General features: G+C 48.9%; 18 protein-coding genes and 1 tRNA gene. 17 read left to right on the top strand and 2 right to left on the bottom strand.

Annotated elements, in window-relative coordinates; all coding sequences use genetic code 11:
- Nucleotides 1-235: 235 nt before the first annotated feature.
- Nucleotides 236-320: transfer RNA gene (locus BTA35_RS04185), tRNA-Leu, on the bottom strand.
- Nucleotides 321-475: 155 nt separating this feature from the next.
- Between BTA35_RS04185 and queA the strand changes: the two genes are divergently transcribed.
- The 5 genes from queA to secF all read left to right on the top strand — a co-directional run bounded on the left by queA (nt 476) and on the right by secF (nt 6,411).
- Nucleotides 476-1,543, top strand: coding sequence for a tRNA preQ1(34) S-adenosylmethionine ribosyltransferase-isomerase QueA (gene queA, locus BTA35_RS04180; protein ID WP_077243133.1), 1,068 nt, complete (start codon nt 476-478; stop codon nt 1,541-1,543).
- A gap of 168 nt (nt 1,544-1,711) precedes the next feature.
- Nucleotides 1,712-2,830, top strand: a complete 1,119-nt coding sequence (gene tgt, locus BTA35_RS04175) for a tRNA guanosine(34) transglycosylase Tgt (RefSeq protein ID WP_430522265.1) — start codon at nt 1,712-1,714, stop codon at nt 2,828-2,830.
- Between the two features lie 304 nt (nt 2,831-3,134).
- Nucleotides 3,135-3,464, top strand: coding sequence for a preprotein translocase subunit YajC (gene yajC / locus BTA35_RS04170; protein WP_077243131.1), 330 nt, complete (start codon nt 3,135-3,137; stop codon nt 3,462-3,464).
- 75 nt (nt 3,465-3,539) lie between these two features.
- Nucleotides 3,540-5,390 (top strand): protein translocase subunit SecD, encoded by a 1,851-nt coding sequence (secD, locus tag BTA35_RS04165; RefSeq protein WP_077243130.1) that lies wholly within the window; start codon nt 3,540-3,542, stop codon nt 5,388-5,390.
- A gap of 97 nt (nt 5,391-5,487) precedes the next feature.
- Complete coding sequence (secF, locus tag BTA35_RS04160) at nt 5,488-6,411, top strand: protein translocase subunit SecF (RefSeq protein ID WP_077243129.1); 924 nt, start codon at nt 5,488-5,490, stop codon at nt 6,409-6,411.
- 221 nt (nt 6,412-6,632) lie between these two features.
- On the opposite strand, the gene BTA35_RS04155 is transcribed toward secF, so the two are convergent.
- Nucleotides 6,633-7,427, bottom strand: a complete 795-nt coding sequence (locus tag BTA35_RS04155) for an inositol monophosphatase family protein (RefSeq protein ID WP_077243128.1) — start codon at nt 7,425-7,427, stop codon at nt 6,633-6,635.
- A 374-nt stretch (nt 7,428-7,801) separates the two neighbouring features.
- Between BTA35_RS04155 and BTA35_RS04150 the strand changes: the two genes are divergently transcribed.
- The 12 genes from BTA35_RS04150 to bamB all read left to right on the top strand — a co-directional run bounded on the left by BTA35_RS04150 (nt 7,802) and on the right by bamB (nt 19,661).
- Nucleotides 7,802-8,599 (top strand): RNA methyltransferase, encoded by a 798-nt coding sequence (locus BTA35_RS04150; RefSeq protein WP_238377476.1) that lies wholly within the window; start codon nt 7,802-7,804, stop codon nt 8,597-8,599.
- A 230-nt stretch (nt 8,600-8,829) separates the two neighbouring features.
- Nucleotides 8,830-9,303, top strand: a complete 474-nt coding sequence (iscR, locus tag BTA35_RS04145; RefSeq protein WP_077243127.1) for a Fe-S cluster assembly transcriptional regulator IscR — start codon at nt 8,830-8,832, stop codon at nt 9,301-9,303.
- A 161-nt stretch (nt 9,304-9,464) separates the two neighbouring features.
- Complete coding sequence (locus BTA35_RS04140) at nt 9,465-10,610, top strand: IscS subfamily cysteine desulfurase (protein ID WP_077243126.1); 1,146 nt, start codon at nt 9,465-9,467, stop codon at nt 10,608-10,610.
- Nucleotides 10,611-10,776: 166 nt separating this feature from the next.
- Entirely contained in the window at nt 10,777-11,100 is a 324-nt protein-coding gene (locus BTA35_RS04135; protein ID WP_077243125.1) for a HesB/IscA family protein, read from the top strand.
- Between the two features lie 237 nt (nt 11,101-11,337).
- The gene (gene ndk, locus BTA35_RS04130; protein ID WP_077243124.1) at nt 11,338-11,766 is read left to right on the top strand and encodes a nucleoside-diphosphate kinase; all 429 of its coding nucleotides are present in this window, start codon (nt 11,338-11,340) and stop codon (nt 11,764-11,766) included.
- A gap of 233 nt (nt 11,767-11,999) precedes the next feature.
- On the top strand, nt 12,000-13,148 hold the full coding sequence (rlmN, locus tag BTA35_RS04125) for a dual-specificity RNA methyltransferase RlmN (protein WP_077243123.1): 1,149 nt from the start codon (nt 12,000-12,002) through the stop codon (nt 13,146-13,148).
- A 158-nt stretch (nt 13,149-13,306) separates the two neighbouring features.
- Nucleotides 13,307-13,999 carry a type IV pilus biogenesis/stability protein PilW gene (gene pilW / locus BTA35_RS04120; RefSeq protein ID WP_160055099.1) on the top strand — a complete coding sequence of 231 codons (693 nt, stop codon included), beginning with the start codon at nt 13,307-13,309 and terminating at the stop codon, nt 13,997-13,999.
- A gap of 58 nt (nt 14,000-14,057) precedes the next feature.
- A complete protein-coding gene (locus BTA35_RS04115) occupies nt 14,058-15,041 on the top strand; it encodes a RodZ domain-containing protein (RefSeq protein ID WP_077243121.1) in 984 nt (327 codons plus the stop codon).
- A gap of 199 nt (nt 15,042-15,240) precedes the next feature.
- Nucleotides 15,241-16,350, top strand: coding sequence for a flavodoxin-dependent (E)-4-hydroxy-3-methylbut-2-enyl-diphosphate synthase (gene ispG, locus BTA35_RS04110; RefSeq protein WP_077243120.1), 1,110 nt, complete (start codon nt 15,241-15,243; stop codon nt 16,348-16,350).
- 160 nt (nt 16,351-16,510) lie between these two features.
- Nucleotides 16,511-17,788, top strand: a complete 1,278-nt coding sequence (gene hisS / locus BTA35_RS04105) for a histidine--tRNA ligase (RefSeq protein ID WP_077243119.1) — start codon at nt 16,511-16,513, stop codon at nt 17,786-17,788.
- 84 nt (nt 17,789-17,872) lie between these two features.
- Nucleotides 17,873-18,517 (top strand): YfgM family protein, encoded by a 645-nt coding sequence (locus BTA35_RS04100; RefSeq protein WP_077243118.1) that lies wholly within the window; start codon nt 17,873-17,875, stop codon nt 18,515-18,517.
- Nucleotide 18,518: 1 nt separating this feature from the next.
- Nucleotides 18,519-19,661, top strand: a complete 1,143-nt coding sequence (gene bamB, locus BTA35_RS04095; RefSeq protein WP_077243117.1) for an outer membrane protein assembly factor BamB — start codon at nt 18,519-18,521, stop codon at nt 19,659-19,661.
- The last annotated feature ends 8 nt before the right edge of the window (nt 19,662-19,669 follow it).

Raw genomic sequence — 19,669 nt, 5'->3', positions numbered from 1 at the left:
AGGAAACGACACGGAGACGACCCGGAAAACCGGAGTTTCCGGTCTGCTGGCAATGCTGTGTTGATGAGTTAAGTCTTTGAGAGTTCTGGATATTAGTACCGGATTTAAGGATATCAATGCGCACAAAAAAGGCACAGATGACCCGGAAATAGACAGGAGATCAGGGAGAGAGCATTTATGAGAGGTAAAAACAACAAAAGCCCACATCTCTGTGAGCTTTTGTTGAAAGAATAAGTGGTACCAGTGGCCGGAATCGAACCGGCACTCCCGAAGGAATCGGATTTTGAATCCGACGTGTCTACCAATTTCACCACACTGGCACAGTTTGTAATACAGGTGACACACTCGTGTGTAGAAGTATCTGTACAAACGTGAGGCGCATTATAAAAGAATCTCCTGCGCCGTCAATGACTTCATTGCTAGTTTCCGATAATATTCCTGTCTTCTTTTCCCTGCAGATAACCTAAGACTCCCAATGCTACGAACTGATTTTACTTTTAATCTGCCCGAATCCCTGATCGCCCGTTACCCCACAAAAGAACGCACTGCCAGTCGTTTACTACAGGTTGATGGTGAGTCCGGTGTCCTAAGCCATGGTCAGTTTACCGATATTCTGGATCTGGTTCAGCCGGGAGATCTCATGGTGTTTAATGATACCCGTGTGATACCGGCGCGCTTGTTTGGTCGTAAGGAGTCCGGTGGAAAAATAGAAATTCTGCTGGAGCGCCTGCAGGAAGATAACAGGGCGTTGGCGCATATAAGATCCAGTCGTTCGCCCAAAGCGGGAGCAAAACTGATTCTGCAGGATGACTCTGAGGTTGAAGTGCTGGGTCGCCAGGATGCTTTGTTTGAGATTCAATTTGATCCGCAGGCTGATCTACTGGAGCTGTTGGAGAAAATTGGTCATATGCCGTTGCCTCCTTATATAGACCGGGAAGATGAGCTGGAAGACCGTGAACGTTATCAGACGGTTTATGGCAAAAATGCTGGAGCTGTGGCAGCCCCAACGGCTGGTTTACACTTTGATGAAGCGTTACTGCAGTCTCTGGCAGATAAAGGGGTCAAAACGGCCTTTGTGACACTACACGTTGGTGCCGGTACGTTTCAGCCGGTAAAGGCTGACAATATTTTCGAACATCACATGCACTCGGAATTTGTGCAGGTGAGTGCTGCTGTTTGCCAGCAGGTTAAAGAGACTAAGGCGCGTGGTAATCGAGTGATTGCTGTGGGCACAACCAGTGTCCGTTGCCTGGAAACTGCAGCGAAGTTAAGCAGTATACCCGGTGAGATTGAGCCGGTTCAGACTGATACTAATATTTTTATTTATCCGGGTTATCGTTTTCAGGTGGTTGATTCACTGCTGACGAACTTTCATTTGCCGGAATCCACGCTTTTGATGCTGGTCAGTGCCTTAGCTGGCTATAGCACTATGATGCAGGCTTATAAAGAAGCTGTGGAACAGGAGTATCGTTTTTTTAGTTATGGCGATGCTATGTTTATTTCTCAAAATACTCAGCCCGATCTGCCGCCAAGTGCTGCTTAAGCGGTAAGGTTGATTGTGTTGCGTAGCAAATTTTAGCTGCGACTGGCTTTCTGCGAGGTGACATAGCAGCTAAGCCAGCGCTTTGCGGTTGGTGTTTAAAACCAGCCGGACACCCAGTAACAGATGGGCGTGACGCCCCTTGGATTTTTTATGTCCCGCGAATGTTTTATGAAATACGAGCTGAAAGCTACTGACGGCAAGGCGCGCCGTGGCGAACTGACTTTTCCGCGCGGTAAGGTTCAGACTCCCGCATTTATGCCGGTAGGCACCTATGGCACAGTGAAAGGTATGTTGCCCCGTGATATAGAAGAGATCGGTGCTGAGATTATTTTGGGTAATACTTTTCACCTGATGCTGCGCCCGGGCACCGAAGTGGTGAAAAAGCATGGTGACCTGCATGACTTTATCCAGTGGAAGGGGCCAATCCTGACGGATTCCGGCGGTTTTCAGGTATTCAGTTTAGGTGCGATGCGTAAGATTACGGAGAAGGGCGTGGAATTCCGCTCACCGGTCAATGGTGAGAAAGTTTTTATCGATCCTGAGCGTTCCATGCAGGTGCAGCGGGATCTGGGGTCTGATGTTGTGATGATCTTTGATGAGTGTACGCCATACCCGGCGACTCACAAAGAGGCTAAAGAATCCATGGAGATGTCACTGCGCTGGGCGAAACGCTCTAAGGATGCCCATGGCGATAACCCTTCCGCATTGTTTGGGATTATTCAGGGTGGCATGTTTAAAGACTTACGTGATGTTTCTCTGAAAGGTTTAACGGACATCGGCTTTGATGGTTACGCCATTGGTGGGCTGTCGGTTGGTGAGCCAAAAGATGAAATGATCCAGGTACTGGACTACCTGCCGGCGATGATGCCGGAAGATCGCCCACGCTATCTGATGGGTGTTGGTAAGCCGGAAGATCTGGTGGAAGGTGTGCGCCGGGGTGTGGATATGTTTGATTGCGTAATGCCAACCCGTAATGCCCGCAATGGCCATCTGTTTACTGCAGATGGTGTGATCAAGATTCGTAATGCGGTGCACCGTCACGATGATGGCCCGCTGGAAAAAGAGTGTGATTGTTACACCTGTCAGAATTTTAGCCGTAGCTATCTGCATCACCTGGATAAGTGTAAGGAGATGTTGGGCGCTCAGCTGAATACGATCCATAACCTTCGCTATTATCAGCGCCTGATGGCCGGTTTGCGCGATGCTATTGAACAGGGTAAATTGGACGACTTTGTCAGTGACTTCTATGCCCGTTTGGGGCGGGAAGTACCTGAATTAGCAGAGTAATTCTCTGGTGACGGCAAGTCTGCAGGAACTCGTCGTCAAGTGTCGTGTCCGATACCGGTTGAGCCATATGTTGGTACTTTATATTAGCTATGTTGGTATTTCATCTGGCAAGGTCGCAGTTTGGTATACCCGGCATGCGGCCCGTAGCGGTGGTAAGGGCATTCCCTTGTAATTGCTGAAATTGACCGCATCTCTTGCAAGTATGTGGATATTACCAGTCAGTTGCCTGTAAACAGTTTGAAAACGTTAGTAATCTGAACGTTAGCAATTCTAAACATTTGAAAAAATAATAGAGGACTCATCAATGAGCTTTTTTATCTCTCCAGCTTTTGCTGAAGGTGGCGCAGCCGCTGATCCAAGCGCAATGAGCCAGATTTTCCTTCTGGTCGGTTTTGTTGTCATTTTCTACTTTATGTTATGGCGTCCGCAAAGTAAGCGTGCCAAAGAGCATCGTGAACTGGTAGCAGGTATCTCAAAAGGTGATGAAGTTGTTGTTGGTGGTGGCCTGGTGGGCCGTATCACAAAAGTCGCTGATGAGTTTGTTGTGATGGAAATCGCAGAAGGCACCGAAGTTAACGTACAGAAAGCCTCTGTCGTAGCGGTATTGCCTAAAGGCACCATCAAGTCCATCTAAGTAGATCCAGATACTGCCGGCATTTGCCGGCAGTGTTGGTTTTGCGAGCGGGTGTTTTAAGGAACGTAACAGCTCATGATCAATAAATATCCTCTCTGGAAATATCTGCTGATTCTTGTGGTTGTGGCAATGGGCGTTGTTTACGCGTTGCCAAACCTGTATCCGGATGATCCTGCAGTGCAGCTGACGCCCCAACGCGGCTCAGTACAGGTTAGCGAACGACATCTTAGCCAGGTTACCCGTGCTCTTGATAAAGCGGGTATCGAATACTTTGGTGAAGAGATTGAGAACAATAACGGTATCATTCGTTTTAAACATGATGAAGATCAGCTGAAAGCGAAGACTTTGATTCAGGGTACTCTGGGTCAGGACTTTGTTGTTGCTTTGAATCTTGCCCCGACCACACCGCAATGGCTGATGGATCTGGGGGCTGGCCCTATGAAACTTGGGCTGGATCTGCGCGGTGGTGTGCACTTCCTGATGGAAGTGGATATGAAAGAAGCACTGGCTCAGCGTAATGAAGTTTATATCAGCGAAATGAAAACCTTGCTGCGTAGTGAGCGTTTGCGTTATCGCCGTATCACCCGTGATGAGGGTGTGATCAGTATTCGTTTTACTAATGACGAGTACCTGGATAAAGCAAAATCTCTTTTGCGAAAAGAGTTTGTTGATTTTGTTCAGACAGAGCGCTCGGAAGGCGATGATCTGTTTCTTGACCTGACATTGTCGGAGCAAGCAGCCCGTGATATTGAAGATTATGCTGTTAAACAGAACTTAACAACGCTGCGTAATCGTGTGAATGAGCTGGGTGTCTCTGAGCCTCTGGTTCAGCGCCAGGGGCGTAACCGTATTGTGATTGAGTTGCCGGGTGTTCAGGACACCGCTGCAGCCAAACGTATTCTGGGGGCAACCGCGAATCTTGAATTTCGTCTGGAAGCGAGTTCAGATGCTGGCGTTCTCGATACCGAAGAGTATCCGTTCCGTGATAATGAGGCCCGTCGGGCAACACTTGAGCGTGACATCATTATCACAGGTAACAGTGTTTCTAATGCGCAGTCTGCTTTTGATGAGAACGGTCGTCCTCAGGTAAATATCGATCTGGATACCCAGGGCGGTAAGCTGATGAATCGTGCAACCCGTAACAACATCCGTCGCCGTATGGCTGTGTTGTTTGTGGAGCATAAGGTTAAGACGCATATCGTTGAGGCCGAGGGCGAAAGGATCGAGAAACGTGTGCCTTTTGTTGAAAAGCATATTATCTCGCTTGCGACTATTCAGAGCGCACTGGGTAACAGCTTCCGTATTACCGGTCTGGACTCACCCAGTGAATCCTCTGAGCTGGCACTGCTGCTGCGTGCGGGTTCTTTGGCAGCGCCTATCTACTTTGTCGAAGAACGCACTATCGGCCCGAGCCTGGGTAAAGAAAATATCGAGTTAGGGGTTACTTCTGTCCAGATTGGTATGGCGATGGTTGTAATCTTTATGCTGGCGTTCTATCGGGTATTTGGTCTTATCGCTAATGTGGCGTTAACGGCGAACCTGGTTTTATTGGCTGCCCTGATGTCGTTGATGTCTGCTACGCTGACCTTGCCGGGTATTGCAGGTATCGTCCTGACTCTCGGGATGGCTGTGGATGCTAATGTGTTGATCTTCTCACGTATTAAAGAAGAGATGCAGAATGGCGCCTCGCCTCAGATGGCGATTCATGCAGGTTTTGAGCGTGCCTTTGTCACCATTTTTGATGCCAATCTGACAACGCTACTGGTAGCGGTCATTCTGTTTGCCGTCGGGACTGGCCCGGTTAAAGGCTTTGCAGTGACGCTGTCACTGGGGATCATCACCTCTATGTTTACCGCAATTATGGTGACCCGTGCGCTGGTGAATATTGTTTATGGTGGCCGCCAGGTGAAAAAGTTATCGATCTGACGATTTGAGCGTCTTTTGTTGTATCAGAAGTCTCTGATCGTGTCGGGCGGTATTCGCCGCCTGATAAAGTGGAAAACCCTATAAAGTGGGAATACGTATGTCACGGATCAATCGCTCCATCGATTTTATGGCCAAGCGTAAAATTGCTGGATTTATCTCTGTTGCACTGGTGCTGCTGTCGTTGGCATCGTTGGCAGTAAATCAACTCAAACTGGGCTTGGACTTTACTGGTGGTACATTGGTGGAAGTCAGCTTTCAGCAACCGCCTGTACTGAATGATCTGCGCAGTGAGCTGGAAAATGCTGGCTTTGAGGATGTTACCGTACAGAACTTCGGTAGCGATCTGGATATTTTGGTCAGGCTGGCGCAGGGTTTCTCCCCTACTGTCGGGAATGATGTTCTGGCCGCTATTCAAAGCAATTCATCTTACGATGTGGAGCTGAAGCGTGCAGAGTTTGTTGGTGCGCAGGTGGGTGAAGAGCTACGCGATCAGGGCGGTCTTGGCATGTTGTTGGCGCTGGGACTGGTAATGGTTTACGTTGCGTTTCGTTTCCAGCTGAAGTTCTCTGTCGCTTCGGTTACGGCGCTGGCGCATGATGTGATCATTATGCTGGGATTGTTTTCTATTCTTCAGCTGGATTTTGACCTGACTGTTCTGGCTGCTGTCCTGGCTGTAATTGGTTATTCCCTGAATGATACGATTGTGGTTTCGGATCGTATTCGTGAGAATTTCCGCCGTTTGCGTACGGGCACACCGGAGGATATCGTCAATGTTTCTCTGAATCAGACGCTAGGCCGTACCCTGATCACCTCTTTGACTACCTTGTTAGTGCTGCTTGCACTCTTTTTCTTTGGTGGTGAGTTGATCCACAATTTTGCCATCGCTTTACTCGCTGGCGTGCTGGTCGGTACCTACTCATCGATCTATGTCGCGGCGAATGTACTGCTGGCCTTGAAGGTTGACCGCGAAGATCTCATGGCGCCGGAGAAAGAAGGTGAAGTTGAGGATGATCGCCCTTAGCTAGCACCGCTTCCGGGTCTTTGTTTTGTAAGCCGGCACTTTTCTTAAATGAGTGAAGTGGCCGGTTTTTTGGTTTCTGTGCAATGAGTGAGGTTTTCCCGGAGGAGAAGTTTTCCTCAATAGCTCAATAGAATGCAGGGCAATAAAAAACGCCCCGGCCTTATCAGGCCGGGGCGTTGGCTTTCGTAGAGAAAGAAAGCTAAACCGTGATGAGAGTGCGGTTACAGGTGTGCTTTAGTAATCTGCAACAGAACCTTATACATCTTAGGATTGGCAACGATAAGGTTACCATCCTGCGGCAGGTTAGGGCTGCCGTCAATGGCTCCAATGAGTGAGCCTGCTTCTTTTGCGAAGACGGCTGCGATGCGCATCTCCTGATCTTTAGCACCAAAGGCAACACAGGCATCAGTGTGGCCGGACACAGTGCTTAGCAGGTCAAGTAAGACACAGCCACTGGCGTGGAAGCTTTCAGCTACCTGGCCCAGCTGTTGTGTCATCGCCATGTAAATAGGGAAATTGCGTGCGCGCGTGCTCAGACCCGGAAGAGGTAGTGCGTATTTTCCGGCATCAAGGGAGCGCTGGTTGCTGGCGCGCATACGGCGGCCATTTAACTGAGCACCGCGTCCACGGGATGCGTAGAACTCATCACCGGTAAACGGGTTGATAACAACCACGTGCTCAATTTTTTCTTTGATTTCAATACTGATAGAGACCGCACTCTGAGGGATAGAGCGAGCCAGGTTGTTCCATCCGTGAGTCGGCTGTACATTCCAAAGTACGTCTTTTCCCTCTCCTTCACCGGAGCTTAGCCGTTCATATTGGCCTTTGAAGCTGTGTTCGGGATGAGCTCGACGCAGTTGATTGATGATGTAGCCTTCTACAGAGCGGGCTGTATCATCAAGGAGTTGTTCGATTTTGTTGTCTTCACGAGCAAATTCAAGACGCTCGTTGATACGCTGAAAATTTTGCACAGCACTACGCGCAGTGCGCAGCGCCAATTGAACCATTGGATGCATGCGATTACCGTCAGATGAAACATTGTTAAAGAACGAAGGCGCGCATGATACCAGAAAAAAAGCGGAAATCGAGGGCTGTTTTCTTTAGAGCAAGGGAGGCAGGGTTGTGTCAGTCTTATGCCTGGCTCACAGAGGGGAGATGTTGTCAGCTTTAAACAGATGATAAGGTAGCCCTAGTTTATTGAGTTTAAAGTAAAATATTCGCCGGATGTTGCTCCTTTGCAGAGTACCCCTCCCAACAAATGGGCCGCATGATTCTGGAATGAAATTTTTACGCTTTCCTGTTTTAGCGGTAGCACCTTTGTCGTCAGCTTCGATCGGAGCTGGGTGTCAACAGGGTCCGGATAATTGAAATAATGGAGATGATTGGAGTCATGCCGACAAATGTAAATGATCTGGCAGAAGGTGTTCAGGGGCTGTTGCAGAATGTTCGTATTGTATTGGTCAATACCACTCATACCGGCAATATTGGTGCCGCAGCCCGTGCGATGAAAAATATGGGATTATCGAACCTGGCACTGGTCGCACCAAAAAAACAACCTGATGAAGATGCCTATGCCCGAAGCTCCCGGGCTGATGAGATTCTGGATCAGGCCGTTACCTTTGAGAATCTGGAGTCGGCAATCTCGGGGTGCCAGTTAGTGATTGGAACCAGTGCTCGCCAGCGTAATCTATGCTGGCCACTGATCACTCCAAGGCAGATGGCAGATGAAGTGGCTCAGGCCGTTATCACGCAACCGGGCGCACAGATCGCTCTGGTATTTGGGCGGGAGGATCGAGGCTTAACCAATGAAGAACTGGCTCTTTGCCACTTTCATGTCAATATCCCGACAGATGAGAGCTTTAGTTCATTGAATGTTGCAGCGGCGGTTCAGGTTTTAGTTTACGAGTTAAGAGTTAAATGGCTTGAGCTGCAGAACAAAACCTTACCTGACTGGAGGGATGACTGGGATGTGGACTGGGCAGATGCAGCCGATGTTGAGCGTTTCTATCTTCATCTGGAACAGGTTCTGATGGGTCTGGATTTCTATGACCCGGATAATCCCCGTAATCTGATGCAGCGTTTACGCAGGCTTTATCAGCGTGCCCGGCTGGATCAGACAGAGCTGAATATTCTGCGTGGCATTCTGACGGCAACAGAAAAAGCAGCCGGACTGCAACAGAAAAAATAGCATCGGATGATCAGGTCGCTTATCAAGCTTGTTTCAGGCTCTGGCTGAGATCGGTCTGCTTTTACTGTTCAATACTTGACCAAAACAGTAGGTGTTATCATAATGCCTGAACAACAAGGGTAAACTAAAGTCTTTACTGCTGATTTATTTGTTTGATGTCAGGGTTTGTTTGATGTCGGATAGCAGGCTGCAGTTGCCTGGGACTTATCTGAACTATTGGGGATAACACAATGCGGCTAACGACCAAAGGGCGTTATGCAGTAACAGCGATGCTGGATCTGGCGTTACATGCTACTGAGGGGCCGGTGAGCCTGGCTGATATTTCAAAGCGGCAGGAAATTTCACTTTCCTATCTTGAACAGCTTTTTGCCAAGTTGCGCCGTAATGAGCTGGTCAGTAGTGTTCGGGGTCCGGGTGGCGGTTATCAGTTAAGTCGCGCAAGTGATGATATCTTCGTTGCTCAGGTAATTGATGCTGTTAATGAATCGGTCGATGCAACCCGCTGTCAGGGACAGGGTGACTGTAAAGATGGTCGCGAGTGTCTGACCCATCATTTGTGGTGCCAGCTGAGTGATCAGATCCACAACTTCCTGAATGGTATCAGCCTGGGTGAGCTGGTGCGTCAGCATGAAGATTCCGGGCGTGAGGCTTGTGGCCTTAAAGGTGAAGAGGACAGCAATAAAATCCAGATTGCGATGATGTAATCCGGCATTGAGGCCGCGCCTGATAAGCCAGACCTCGGTCTGGCTTTGTCGTCTGAGCGCTATATAATGCGGGTCTTCGACAGCTCAGCTTACATAAGCCTTTCTCTCTTTTTTGTTGCTAATCAGCCACTGCTGTCGTGGCATGAACTGGTATCGAAACAATGCAAACCTTATATATGGATTATGCTGCAACCACACCGGTTGACCCTCTTGTTGCAGAAAAAATGATGCAGTATCTGACCCCTGACGGTTGTTTTGCCAATCCGGCCTCCCGCGCGCATATGCTGGGTTGGTTTGCAGAGCAGGCCGTTGAAGAGGCGCGGCAGGTTATTGCTAAGTCGATTGGTTGTGATCTGAGAGAGATTGTCTGGACATCTGGTGCTACGGAGTCGAACAATCTGGCACTGAAAGGGGTCGCTGAGGCGCGTCAGTCTCAGGGGCGTCATATTATTACCTCTGCCATTGAGCATAAAGCTGTACTGGATACCTGTGGCTGGCTTGAAACTCAGGGCTTTGACGTAACCTACCTTAAGCCGGACAGCAAGGGGGTGATCTCTGTTGGTCAGGTTGCTGATGCCCTGCGTGATGATACGATCCTGGCTTCTTTTATGTGGGTGAATAATGAACTGGGAAGTATTAATCCGGTGCTGGAGATCGGCAGTCTGCTGCGTGAAAACGGCGTAATATTTCATGTTGATGCAGCCCAGGCGGGCGGGAAAATAGCAATGGATCTTGCTCACATGCCGATAGACCTGATCTCTTTCAGTGCGCATAAGTTTTATGGCCCGAAAGGAATGGGGGCTCTTTATGTCCGGCGTGATCCGGCGCTGAAAGTTGCTGCGCAGATGCATGGCGGTGGGCATGAAAGAGGTATGCGGTCAGGTACTCTGCCGACTCATCAGATTATCGGTATGGCAGAAGCGATGAAGATTGCCGTTGATCGTTTGGAAAAGGACCATGAGCATTTGACCCGTCTTCGTTTGCAGTTCTGGCAGGGGATATCTGAACTGGATGGTGTTTCGGTTAATGGCGACCTGGAGTCCGGTTACCCAGGTATTCTCAATGTTTGTTTTTCTGGTGTCGATGGTGAGTCACTGCTAATGGCTTTAAAAGATGTGGCGGTATCTACGGGTTCTGCCTGTAACTCAGCCAGTGTTGACCCTTCCTATGTGTTGAGTGGTATAGGGTTAAGCCGGAATCTGGCACTGAGTTCTCTGCGATTTAGCTGGGGGCGCTTTAGCACTTTGGATGAGATCGGACAGGCGGTGACCAGTGTTAAACGTGCGGTTTCAGCGCTGCGCAGTTAGGTATGATAGGTAAGGCTGTGGCGAGACAGAACCTGTTGGCCTGAGCCTTGTCCAAGCCTTAGGTGGTTGTGGATATTTTGGCGGTTAAGCAGACAGAGTGTTATTTTTTTGAAATTTATGAACCTGTTTCTGTCGTAAGGCAGAGGTGATTATTAAGGAGTCCGTTATGGCGGTTACAATTACAGAATCAGCAGCGGGTCATATTCGTAAGTGCCTGGCTGATCGTGGCAAAGGCGAAGGCCTTCGGGTTAAGGTAAAACCAAGCGGTTGCTCCGGTTACTCTTATGTACTGGATTTTGCCGATGAAGTGGCCTCTGAAGATCATGTATTCGAGCAGCATGATGTAAAGGTGATTGTCGATGCTGAGGCGCTCGATATTCTGGATGGCAGTGAGGTTGATTATGTCACTCAGGGTCTGAACAGTTTTTTCCGTTTTAACAACCCAAATGTGAAAGATGAGTGTGGTTGTGGCGAAAGCTTTAATGTCTGATGACATGTTTGCCCGTGTGGGGTTGATGAATCATTGTCGATTTGATCAGTGTTAAAATATACGTTGGTTTTTTTACGTTTTTTTGCCAGAAAATCACGGCTTGACATACTAATTTGCCAACAATCTGCGTATACTTCGCGGGTTTTTATGGCAGAACATGAAAAATGTCTTACGTAGTAATGTTCACTTTTTTCACTGTTCACACTTTTCACAGAACATATGCTGGAGAAATATCCAATGGCAGTTGAACGTACTCTTTCTATTATCAAGCCTGATGCAGTCGCTAAGAATGTTGTTGGTCAGATCATTGCACGTTTTGAAAACGCAGGTCTGCAGGTTGTTGCAGCTAAAATGGTTCACCTGTCTCAAGAGCAGGCTGAGGGCTTCTATGCTGAGCATAAAGAGCGTCCTTTCTTCGGCGACCTGGTTGCATTTATGACTTCTGGCCCTGTTGTTGTACAGGTTCTGGAAGGTGAAAACGCAATTCTGACTAACCGTGACCTGATGGGTGCAACTAACCCTAAAGAAGCGGCTGAAGGCACTATCCGTCGTGACTTCGCTGAGTCTATCGATGCGAACGCCGTTCACGGTTCTGATTCTGCAGCTTCTGCAGAGCGTGAAGTAGCTTACTTCTTCAACGCTGATGAAATCTGCCCACGGGGTTAATTTCTGATGCGGGACTGAACTGAGCGGTGTTGCCGTGCAGATCAGGCCAAACACAAACAGCCACCTAGAGTGGCTGTTTGTGGTTTTGTATTCGGTGTTTCAGGTCATTGTTTACAAAGGAATTTTAACGTCTTTCAGGTTTTTCTGTGATGTTTGCTGCTAGTTATACTGATGAGTAACTGACAGAAACCTTCGCCAGATAACCCCTTCTCTTTTTTTACCGGTATAACGATATGAGCGAGCAAACAAAAACCAATCTACTGGGTTTAACAACACCTCAGATGGAGGCTTTTTTCGATTCTATCGGTGAGAAGCGTTTCCGTACCGCTCAGGTGATGAAGTGGATTCACCATTACGGTGTGGATAACTTTGATGAGATGACTAATTTGAGCAAAGCCCTGCGGGCAAAGCTGAAAGATGTTGCAGAAGTGCGTGGACCGGAAATTGTTTACCAGGACTTCTCTGATGATGGCACCCGGAAATGGGTTCTGAAGGTTGATGGTGGCAGCTGCATTGAAACTGTGCTGATTCCAATGGATGAGAAACGCCGTACTTTGTGTGTCTCTTCCCAGGTAGGCTGCTCTTTGGATTGTAGTTTTTGCTCTACCGGTAAGCAGGGCTTTCAACGAAATTTGACTCCGGCAGAAATTATTGGCCAGGTTTGGGTGGCCCAGCGCTCCTTCGGCCCACGGACCGACACTAAACAGCGCCCTGTGACGAATGTTGTGATGATGGGCATGGGCGAACCGCTGATGAATTTTGAGCCGGTAATGTCCTCTATGCGCCTGATGCTTGATGATATGGGTTACGGCCTGTCTAAGCGTCGTGTGACGTTAAGTACCTCCGGTGTGGTGCCTCAGCTGGAGAAGATGATCGGTCAAATTGATGTTGCCTTGGCCATTTCACTGCATGCGCCAAATGACGAGCTGCGTAACGAACTGGTGCCCATCAACAAAAAGTATCCGATTCATATGCTGCTGGATACCTGTCAGCGCTATCTGGATACCCTGGGGGATAACCGGTCTATAACGATTGAGTACACTCTGATTGCCGGTGTTAATGATCAGCCGCAGCAGGCGGCTCAGTTAGCCAAAGTGCTGCGTAAGCTGGACTGCAAAATCAATCTGATCCCATTTAACCCTTTCCCTAACAACGATTATATGCGCCCAAGTCGCAATGCTATCATGCGTTTTCGGGATGCCCTGATCGATTCCGGCTATGTGGTCACTGTGCGCAGTACCCGTGGTGATGATATTGACGCTGCCTGTGGTCAGCTGGTTGGGCAGGTGATGGATAGAACGCGCCGTAGTGCGAAATATGCAGAAAATCTGATTGATTCGGTCCAGATTGTTGACGCGGGTCAGAATCAGGACGCTGTCTGATAGATTTGAACATATATTCAGCTAGTATTGAGTTTTGTGTGAAATTTGGACTGTTTTAGGCTCTATCATTGGCAGGCATAGGGAAGGCCATGGCATTGCAGTTTGTGCTGAAGCTAAAGAGCAGAGTTTGTTTTTCTGCTTATTGGATGATGATATTTATGTGGTCATTGCAGGGCTGTTCCGCGCAACCGGAACAGCCCAGATCGAGTCCATCTGCTATTCAGCAAAGTGTCTATTCTTATACCCAGCTTGGCTTTGCTTATCTTGAACGTGACAATATTGAGCGATCCAAGCGCGCTTTTTTAAAAGCCCTTAACTTTGATGATAAAGCCTATGATGCGGTGCATGGAATGGCGCTTATCTATCAGAAGGAAGGTGAATTTGAGCTGGCTGAAGAGTATTTTAAAACGGCATTAAGGGCGGGTGGCTCGTTTTCAGTGGCGAGGAATAACTATGCGGCTTTTCTTTACAGCCAACAGCGTTATTCTGAAGCCTGTCATCAGCTTGAAATCACCGTAGAAGATACCCTGTATGTAAAACGGCGATTGGCATTTGAGAATCTGGGGTTGTGCCAGCTTCAGCTGAATCAGGTCACTCAAGCGGAAACTTCTTTTAAAAGAGCTCTGCAATTAGATCGTAACTCCGCGCGAGCCCTGTTAGAGTTAGCATCTATTAAAGAGATGCAAAATCACCCACAAGGTGCTTGGGGTTACTTAAAGCAACATTTGAAAGTTGCCAAAGCATCTGGGCGGAGTTTAATGTTAGGCATCCGACTGGCCGAGCAGTTGGGCGAAAGCGCAGAACACAGCCGTTTTTTACTTGAGTTATCCCGGCTGAAAGAAGCGGACTAAAAGACCAAAACGCTAAAACACCGATACAGAACCGAGACCGCAAGGAACTTATCCGATCATGACCGATACCGTTGCCACTCATGATGATACTCAGTCTGATGCCCAGCTTCCGGAGAATATGCCCGGAGAACAGCTAAAAAAAGGCCGTGAGCGTATGCAGCTCACAACCCGTGAAGTATCTGAAAAACTTAATCTGAAGCACTCCTTTGTTACTCAGATTGAAGAAGACAATTACAGCGCTTTACCTGGTACAACCTTTATTCGCGGTTATCTGCGTGCATACGCAAAACTGGTTGGGGTTGACGCTGAGGCTCTGATAGATATTTATAATACACATTTCAATGAAGAGCCTAAGCCTGAGGAGCGTTATAAGCCAGTTGAGGTTATTAAACCTCAGAGAAGCTCATCTGACCCTCTGATTAAATATACGACCATCGCGGTTGTCGCTGCACTGATTGCCCTGTCAATTATTTGGTGGCAAAGCCGAAATGGTTCTGAACCGCTGAGTCTGGTGCAGAGTGATACGGTCACAGTTGAGACGTCCGAGGGAGAAACGATTATTGCCCAGATGGATCTGTCAGATACCGAGGATGAAGGGCTGACAGAAGAACCGGGTGATACAAGCGATGGGGCTATATCGGAAGAGGCTCCGGTTATCACTGAAAATACAGCTGAAGAGACAGCTGAAGAGCTTCCTTTGACTCAGGAATCAGTTACTGACGGTGGTGTTTCTGAGCCTGAGCCCGAGGCTGTTTCCGTCGAACCAACGCCAGAGGAAATTGGTCAGGCTGTTTCAGTTCAGGCGCGGCTGATGATCACTTATACGGAAGAGTGCTGGGTTGAGATAACTGATGGCCGAGGTATTCAGGTTGTTTCAAATCTCAAACAGGCTGGTGATGAATCCCTGGTTGAAGGGGTTCCGCCGTTTAAACTGATGATCGGCAATGCTACCGGTGCTGTGGTGAGTTACCAGGGTGAAGAGGTTGATCTTAAACCTCACACCAATCGCAACAATATTGCGCGTTTCACCTTAGGCGAGTAAATGCTGAGTGCAGAACGAGCGATATCAGATCTAAAATAGGGGCACTTGTGCTCCTTTTCCGGTCAGGCTCTGGTCAATTTATTGGCCGGAGCTTTGCTGTTTGTAGAGCAGGCCTTATCCGTTTTGTAAGGCAGTATAGAGTGTTGAGTGCGGCTTAGAGTATTGAGTACGGCCATTTGTTAAAGAGAGAGGCAATTTCGTGCATTTTGAATCCCCGATCAAGCGCCGTAAGTCCCGCCAGATTATGGTGGGTAATGTCCCCGTTGGTGGTGATGCACCGATCTCCGTTCAGAGTATGACGAACACAGAAACCTGTGATGTGAACGCTACTGTCGGACAAATTCGTCGCCTTGAAGAGGCTGGTGCAGATATTGTGCGTGTCTCTGTACCCTCGATGGAGGCAGCAGAGGCCTTCGGTAAAATCCGTCAACAGGTTAATTTGCCTTTGGTGGCAGATATCCATTTTGACTACCGTATTGCGCTAAAAGTAGCTGAACTGGGAGTAGATTGCCTACGAATTAATCCGGGCAATATTGGCAGCGATGACCGTGTTCGCCAGGTGGTTGATGCTGCCCGTCATCATGGCATTCCAATCCGCATTGGTGTGAATGCCGGGTCTTTGGAGAAAGAGCTGCAGAAAAAATACGGTGAGCCAACACCGGATGCGTTGGTGGAATCGGCTATGCGCCATATTGATATTCTGGATCGGCTTAACTTTCAGGAGTTTAAACTGAGCCTGAAAGCTTCCGATGTCTTTATGACCGTGGCCGCATATCGTAAAATTGCCAGCCAGATTGAGCAGCCATTGCACCTGGGGATTACTGAGGCTGGTGGTTTGCGGTCGGGAACTGTCAAGTCTTCCGTTGGTTTGGGGATGCTGCTGATGGATGGTATCGGAGATACTGTGCGTGTTTCTCTGGCAGCGGACCCTGTTGAAGAGATTAAAGTCGGCTTTGATATTCTGAAAAGTCTTAAACTGCGCAGCAATGGCATTAACTTTATCGCCTGCCCGAGCTGTTCCCGCCAGAACTTTGATGTGATTGGCGTAATGAACGAACTGGAAACCCGGCTGGAAGATGTACGAACTCCGATTGATGTTGCGGTGATTGGTTGTGTGGTTAATGGCCCGGGTGAAGCCAAAGAAGTATCCCTGGGGCTGACCGGCGGCTCGCCAAACCTGGTTTATATCGATGGTAAACCTGCGCAGAAATTAAGTAATGATAATCTTGCGGCTGAGCTTGAACAGATGATTCGTGAGCAGGCCCGCCTCAAAGAAGAGGCCGATGCGCAGCTGATCGCCAAAAGCTGATTTCTGTCTGAATGAGAGTTTAAGTTGTGTACGTAGCCTCTTTTGGCATCAGCTAAAGAAATGCTCTGGGAGAGCAAACCAATATCCTGATGACGTAGTCTCTGATTCAACACGTTGTCAGACCCTTTTAAAGATAAAAGACAGTATTTAGGAAACGATTTTGGCTAAGAAAATTCAGGCTATCCGTGGGATGAATGACATTCTGCCGGAGCAAAGTGCCATCTGGCAGTATCTGGAATCCACCGTCGAGAGTCTCCTGAAGCGTTATAGCTATCAGGAGATCCGTATGCCGATTGTTGAGCAAACGGCTCTGTTTAAACGTTCCATCGGTGAAGTAACAGATATTGTCGAAAAGGAGATGTATACCTTTGATGACCGAAATGGCGACAGTCTGACGCTTCGCCCCGAAGGTACGGCTAGTTGTGTGCGGGCCGGGGAAGAGCATGGCTTGCTGTATAACCAGATACAACGTCTTTGGTATCAAGGGCCGATGTTCAGGCATGAGCGTCCGCAAAAAGGCCGTTATCGTCAGTTTCATCAGGTCGGTGTGGAAACCTTTGGTATGGCAGGCCCCGATATTGATGCTGAACTGATTATTCTCAGTGCCCGCTTGTGGAAAGAGCTGGGTATCTATGACTCAGTAACCCTGGAGCTGAACTCTCTGGGGTCTGCCGAGGCCCGCTCGGAGTACCGGGCTGCGCTGGTTGAGTTCCTGTCAGCCCGTAAAGACCAGCTGGATGATGATAGTCAGCGTCGCCTGGAAAGCAATCCGATGCGTATTTTGGATAGTAAAGATCCAAATACCCAGGAGTTATTGAATGGTGCGCCTGTATTCGATGATTACATCGATCAGGAATCGAAAGAACATTTTGAGCAGCTCTGTAGCATGCTGAATGCCGCAGGCATTGAATATAAGCTGAACCCACGTCTGGTTCGTGGCCTGGATTACTACTGTAAAACCGTATTTGAATGGACAACAACGGAACTGGGCTCGCAGGGTACTGTCTGTGCAGGTGGGCGTTACGATGGTTTGGTTGAACAGCTGGGTGGTCGTGCGACCCCTGCAGTTGGTTTCGCCATGGGTATCGAGCGTCTGATTCTGATGTTGCAGACTCTGGATGTAATCCCGGATCATGTCAGTAGTCAGCCACAGATCTTTATTGCGGCTGTTGGGGAAGGCATGGCAACTCACGGTCTTCTGTTGGGTGAAATGCTGCGGGAAAAAACGGGCTATCGCACCCAGATGCACTGCGGTGGTGGTAGCTTTAAGAGTCAAATCAAAAAAGCAGACAAGAGCGGCGCCGTGATTGCACTGATTCTTGGTGAGAGTGAGGTTGCCAACGGCGAAGTGGCTGTTAAGTTTATGCGCGAAGCCCGGGATCAGGAAACCGTTAGCCTTTCAGGTCTGATTGAGTTTTTGCAGGGAGCCGGGCTGTAATTCCCTGCTAATAATTTTCGACCTAGTCTGAACCCGTTGGGTTTGGAGTTGATTTCAGGATGACATTGTCACAGGAGATATCCGGTGTCTGAATTACGTACCGAAGAAGAACAGATTGAATTGATGAAAAGATGGTGGGCGGATAATGGAAAATCCCTCATTGCCGGCCTGGTTCTGGCCGTTGCAGTAGTTGGTGGCTGGAAGTGGTGGCAAGCGGATCAGCAGTCAAAAGCTGAGGCTGCATCTTCTGCCTATGAACAGTTGATTGATGTGATGAACAAGCCTGAAATGACAGATGAGGAGCGTGCCACTGCTAAGCATTTGGCTGTCACTCTGCAGGCAGAACATGATGGCTCTCTGTATGCTGATTACGCGGCTCTTTTTGAAGCCAAAATTCTGGTTGATGATCAGCAGTATGATGCGGCAGCGGCTGTATTGAGAAAGCTGAATACTGAAACTGAAAGTGTGCTGATTAAGGAAATCTCAGGTGTTCGCCAGGCCCAGGTTCTTTGGCAGCAAGGCGAAAACCAGCAAGCCCTGGATCTTCTGAGCACGCTGAAAACAGAGGCTTATACGGGTAATGCTGAAGAGTTGAAAGGCGATATTCTGACCGAAATGGATGACAAAGATGCGGCCCGGATTGCTTATGAGAAAGCTAAAGCTGCTTTCAATGCATCTGGTGTTGCACGCCCGGTTATTGATATGAAACTGGCAGATCTGGGAGCCTGATATGTTGCGCTGGCTGACACCGGTTCTGGCTTTACTCCTGACTGCTTGCGGCAGTTTGCCTGAGCCTCAGTACCCACCTAAGGATCTGACTGATTTTGATGAGCAGGTTGAGCTGGATATTGTCTGGCAAGACTTTGCGGGGAAGGGGCCCGGTGAGCTGGGTTATATGCTGCCACCTGTTGTTTCCGGTGGAAATATTTATGCGATTGACCGTGAGGGTAACCTTAAGGCCTGGGAGGCTGAGACAGGAACACTCCTTTGGGCCGCAGACCTTGATGCGGGGGCCAGCTCTGGTCTGAGTTACAATCAGGGGCAGCTTTATTTTGGCACTCAGAATGGTGAGGTCATTGCACTTTCGGCTAGTGGCGGTGAGGTATTGTGGCGTACTCGCCTTACTACGCAGATTATGACACCGCCGCAGGTGAATAACGCCAGCCGACAACTGATTGTTCAGACCGCCGGTGGCAAGGTTTCAGCTTTGGATGAGCTGACAGGGCGTATTCTTTGGAACTACGAAAGCTCGGAACCCCTGCTGACGCTCCATGGTACAGCGACCCCTTTAGTTGTGCCTTCCGCAACGTTTGCGGGTTTCGCAAATGGGCGTGTTGTCGCACTGGATAATCGCAATGGCCAGTTAGCCTGGGATGTTCGGGCGGCAGTGCCAACCGGGCGCACCGATATTGAACGCCTGGTTGATGTTGATGCTCAGCCACTGCTGACAAGTAAGGGAATGTTGGTGGTGACCAGCTACCAGGGGCGTCTGATTGCACTGGATCCGTCCAGTGGTCGCGGCATCTGGGAGCGGAAAGACTCAAGCTTTTATCCGGCCGTAGAGGGCTTTGGTAATGTTCTCTATGTTGATGAAGGCAGTAATATTGTCGCACTGGACGCACGTACTGGTGGTGTACTTTGGAATCAGGATGCGCTGAGTGGCCGCAGACTGACAGCGCCTGTCATCTGGGGGGATACCCTGGCTGTAGGAGATTATGATGGCTATATTCATCTTATCTCCCTGACAAAAGGTCATGTAGTCGGGCGTATTGCGGCCGATGCCAGCGGTATTGAGCAGCCTCTGGTTGCCACAGAAAAAACATTATACGCTGTAGCGGTTAACGGTCGCCTTATGGCGATTGAACGCCAGTAAAAACGGGA

It is taken from the genome of Oceanospirillum linum (assembly GCF_001995095.2).
GTDB classification, from domain to species: domain Bacteria; phylum Pseudomonadota; class Gammaproteobacteria; order Pseudomonadales; family Halomonadaceae; genus Oceanospirillum; species Oceanospirillum linum.
Note: the sequence above shows the minus strand (reverse complement) of the source record. Positions and strands in the feature narration are given on the sequence as shown.

Excerpts from the sequence above, each read along its gene's own strand:
- queA (WP_077243133.1), top strand. The coding sequence starts at position 476 with ATGCTACGAACTGATTTTACTTTTAATCTGCCCGAATCCCTGATCGCC.
- tgt (WP_430522265.1), top strand. The coding sequence starts at position 1,712 with ATGAAATACGAGCTGAAAGCTACTGACGGCAAGGCGCGCCGTGGCGAA.
- yajC (WP_077243131.1), top strand. The coding sequence starts at position 3,135 with ATGAGCTTTTTTATCTCTCCAGCTTTTGCTGAAGGTGGCGCAGCCGCT.
- secD (WP_077243130.1), top strand. The coding sequence starts at position 3,540 with ATGATCAATAAATATCCTCTCTGGAAATATCTGCTGATTCTTGTGGTT.
- secF (WP_077243129.1), top strand. The coding sequence starts at position 5,488 with ATGTCACGGATCAATCGCTCCATCGATTTTATGGCCAAGCGTAAAATT.
- BTA35_RS04155 (WP_077243128.1), bottom strand. The coding sequence starts at position 7,427 with ATGCATCCAATGGTTCAATTGGCGCTGCGCACTGCGCGTAGTGCTGTG.
- BTA35_RS04150 (WP_238377476.1), top strand. The coding sequence starts at position 7,802 with ATGCCGACAAATGTAAATGATCTGGCAGAAGGTGTTCAGGGGCTGTTG.
- iscR (WP_077243127.1), top strand. The coding sequence starts at position 8,830 with ATGCGGCTAACGACCAAAGGGCGTTATGCAGTAACAGCGATGCTGGAT.
- BTA35_RS04140 (WP_077243126.1), top strand. The coding sequence starts at position 9,465 with ATGCAAACCTTATATATGGATTATGCTGCAACCACACCGGTTGACCCT.
- BTA35_RS04135 (WP_077243125.1), top strand. The coding sequence starts at position 10,777 with ATGGCGGTTACAATTACAGAATCAGCAGCGGGTCATATTCGTAAGTGC.
- ndk (WP_077243124.1), top strand. The coding sequence starts at position 11,338 with ATGGCAGTTGAACGTACTCTTTCTATTATCAAGCCTGATGCAGTCGCT.
- rlmN (WP_077243123.1), top strand. The coding sequence starts at position 12,000 with ATGAGCGAGCAAACAAAAACCAATCTACTGGGTTTAACAACACCTCAG.
- pilW (WP_160055099.1), top strand. The coding sequence starts at position 13,307 with ATGTGGTCATTGCAGGGCTGTTCCGCGCAACCGGAACAGCCCAGATCG.
- BTA35_RS04115 (WP_077243121.1), top strand. The coding sequence starts at position 14,058 with ATGACCGATACCGTTGCCACTCATGATGATACTCAGTCTGATGCCCAG.
- bamB (WP_077243117.1), top strand. The coding sequence starts at position 18,519 with ATGTTGCGCTGGCTGACACCGGTTCTGGCTTTACTCCTGACTGCTTGC.